Annotated in this window: 3 protein-coding genes and 1 pseudogene; all 4 read right to left on the reverse strand. The window is 61.1% G+C overall.

Going from position 1 to position 3,109, the window contains the following annotated elements; translation table 11 throughout:
• Nucleotides 1–644 precede the first annotated feature (644 nt).
• Nucleotides 645–1,028, reverse strand: a complete 384-nt coding sequence (locus tag ACR652_RS07880) for a hypothetical protein (protein ID WP_434505967.1) — start codon at nt 1,026–1,028, stop codon at nt 645–647.
• Between the two features lie 95 nt (nt 1,029–1,123).
• Entirely contained in the window at nt 1,124–1,693 is a 570-nt protein-coding gene (locus tag ACR652_RS07885; protein WP_434505968.1) for a DUF2924 domain-containing protein, read from the reverse strand.
• Nucleotides 1,694–1,772: 79 nt separating this feature from the next.
• A complete protein-coding gene (locus tag ACR652_RS07890) occupies nt 1,773–2,231 on the reverse strand; it encodes a DUF3489 domain-containing protein (protein WP_434505969.1) in 459 nt (152 codons plus the stop codon).
• 444 nt (nt 2,232–2,675) lie between these two features.
• Nucleotides 2,676–3,109, reverse strand: a pseudogene (locus ACR652_RS07895) (transposase); the annotation flags it as partial.

The following is a 3,109-nucleotide window of genomic DNA, read 5'->3' on the forward strand; positions in this document are numbered from 1 at the left end:
ATGCTGGATGCTTCTGGGGTTGGCGCCGGCGATGCGGGCGATGTCTGTGACCGAATATTCCGCCCCCCTGTCGAACATGCGCAACCTCCTCCTAGAGACAGAATGCGTCCTCTTTTCTCTAGTTCAAGCCCTCGCCACTCCCGCGGCCACCCGGCTGTGATTGTCGACAACGCTTTCTCCGCCTGGCCGGCTTGGCCTCTCCCTACTTGTCGCACGCGGCTTCCCTGTTTTGCGCGGCTTCTTCCCTGTTCTGCGCCAAAAATTTCCCTGTTTCGCTGCATAGGGAATTCGGCCGCAAAAGCCAGGATTTGCAGGGCTCTGAGTCGCACTCGAAGGACGGACGGGCAGGCTATTAACGAATTTCCCTGTTAATGTCCCTGTTAACAGGGAATTTGACTACGGAGACGGGTTCGCTCTGGACTGCCTCCACAGCCAGCTAACTCCCTGATTTCCTATGTCTCCCATGGTTACCGGCCGAGCCCGTAAGGCCCCGATTTTTCCGCGGGTTGCGACAGCGGCGTCGCAGCGACAGCCTCCCAGAGACGCATGCCCGGAACTTTTCGCGCCTGAACGGCGCGAATGTCTCTCGTGCCGGTTTTCAGACCGTCAGTTGTGCAGCTTTGCTGTTGGTGTTCAGGCCCCGGTTAGGGCAGAGGAAGGCCAGGAACGCGCTTTTGTTCCGCCCAATCGTGCGGGAGACCTCTTGATAGGGCGATGAGGCGCGTCGGCGTTAACTCGACCGGGTGCTGGCCGGCGAGGATGGCCCCGACAATTTCCGGCGCGAGGTAGGACAGGCGCAGCAGCACAGCGAGATAATCCCGCCGCACCCCCAGCCGGGCAGCCATCGCTTCGACGCTGTCGTCGTGGCCGGAGAAGAGCATCGCACGCGCGGCGATAGCTTTGGCGAGGAGCGAGGCGACGCCGTTGTCGACGGCGTTGGCGGCGCCCTCGCCGATCACAAGCCTTACGCCCTTCCCGGCGCGTCGGAGACTGGCGGCAATGGACAGCGCCAAAAGCTCGGCGGACAAAGTGGGCTTCGTCGGGCCTCACGACCAGTCCGGTAGTGCGACGGATGGAACCGATGATCGATCCAAAAAAAGCAGGATCTTCGCGTCGCCGACCTCTATTCGTGTGACCAGCGCGTGGATGATTTCACGCCGTTAAAGCGAAGCCAGTCCTGTCCAGCGCTCGGCGAGCTCTGTTGAGCGACCAATAGGCGCCGGCGATGAGCGCGGCGGAAACGTAGTAGCGATAGCGCTTGCCTTTCTTCACGGCATGGGTCGGCGACAAGTGATTTCCCTCGTCGTCGAAGATCAGGCGCGCCAACAGGCTCGGCGGCGATGAGGGTCAGCGAGCTATAGCGTTCGCCGTTCCATTCGAATCCGTCCGAGTGGACAAGGACCGAATGTGTGGCGCCGCGCCATTCGCACACAAGCCGCGTGCCGGGCTTCAGGGAAACCAGCGAGGCTGGCGGCTTATCGGCATCGGTTTTGGCGTTAAGACTTGCGAGCTTGCGCAGCGTTGCCGTTGAGAGGCCGCCAAGCGGCCTCTCCTGAAGCTTGTAGGTGATGCCGCGCATCAGGAGATCGCGCGACAAGCGCATCGGCGGCTGCGCCCGATGCAGGCGCCGCCATTCGTCTCGCAGCTCGAGCCGGTTGAGTTCGGCGGCAATGTTAATCGATGCCTTGCTCATGTCAGCGGCCTCGGCGCGCCTTGATGTGATAGCGACGGACGCCCTCGGCCGTCTTGGCGCTCGACAGGGCAAAGCCGAGCTACTTCTTCACGGTCCCTGCGAGGAAGCCTCGAACGCTGTTCTGCTGCCAATTCGTCGCCTGCATCATCTCTTCGATGCTGGCTCCCTCTGGTCGGCTGAGCAGGGTAAGCATGCGCTCCTGCTTGGTGCTGCGATCGGCGTGCGATTGTTCGACCGGCAATGGTGCCATTGCAGCAGTCGCCACTGCCTTCTGCTGGTTCGGCGCTGTGACGTTTGGCTTTGAGGCGGCTTCCACCTTTGCATCCTTGCGAGGCGCAAGCTTTTCGCCTTGGCGTCGTTTCGCCTTGGTCGTTTTTTGAACCGCAACCCGGCGATCGGCTGCCGCCTCTGACGCTTTATCCAACCTGCGAACTTTGGCAGGCGGTTCCTTGAAGGAGGGCCTTGCTTGCGGCCTTGGTTTGGGTTTCGTGGTCGAGGCTGGCTCAGGCTTCCGGTGCTTTATAACTGTCGCGTTCATGGCTTTTGGCTCCTGAAAAACGCCGGAACGGCGTTCGCAGTGCCCAAAGCCCCGCGGTTCGCGAGGCTCGCCATGTCCGCGCGGGGGCCCGCGCTATGCGCACACCACTGCGTGCTTTCCGGCGAAAGTCCAGTCGGATTCTCGCGTGTTACCGCTCTTGCAGACCTGCCTTTGCGACCCACACGCTTCCCGAAGAACGCCCCGGCGTGGGCGGGTTCATCTCGTCTTCAATCGGCATCGCGGCGACGCAGCAGTAGCATCCAGTTTCCGGGGGGGAGCGCATAACTTTTAAGGTGCTTTGGGAATGGGTTATCCCGGAAGAGATCACCGATCTAGCGTGGGCAATAGCTAGACTAGCACTACTTTGGCAGTTTAGGTGCGCCGGTTTTGGGGAGTAGCTTATTGCAATGAGGACATTGCTTGGGTGGCGGCCGAGCAAAGAGGTCAAGGATGGCTTGCCGGATGGCCTGCATGCTCGGTTGTGGCGGCGGTCTCCTGAATCTTTTTTTTCCGCCCCGCAGCTCTGAGGCGGCGGGATTGCAGGAAAGCTTAGGCAATCATCGTCATCAGCGCATGTCGGTGTAAACCGGTCCAGGATCGACCTTCGAAGTGATCGAGGCCGAGTTCTTCCTTAAGCTGCTGATGCGCCTGCTCACAGACCCATCTGGCTTTGATTGTGGCGGCGAGCGTTTTCAGGCTCGCGTCGGCCGGCAGGTTCGACACATAATATTTTTGCTCGCCCGTCGATCGGCGTTCGCCGACGAGCCAGACCTCGTCGCCCGGCATGCATTGCCTGCGATTGTCGCGCATGCGGTGCTTATGGCCATCGGCGACACGAACGCGGCGAGCCGCGAAGAGACACGTCAAGCGGCCTTTCG

The sequence above is a fragment of the Methylocystis sp. genome, assembly GCF_051061225.1.
Lineage (GTDB): Bacteria > Pseudomonadota > Alphaproteobacteria > Rhizobiales > Beijerinckiaceae > Methylocystis.

What these genes read in the sequence shown, in the direction of transcription:
- ACR652_RS07890 (WP_434505969.1), bottom strand. Translation starts at nt 2,231, where the DNA reads ATGAACGCGACAGTTATAAAGCACCGGAAGCCTGAGCCAGCCTCGACC.
- ACR652_RS07885 (WP_434505968.1), bottom strand. Translation starts at nt 1,693, where the DNA reads ATGAGCAAGGCATCGATTAACATTGCCGCCGAACTCAACCGGCTCGAG.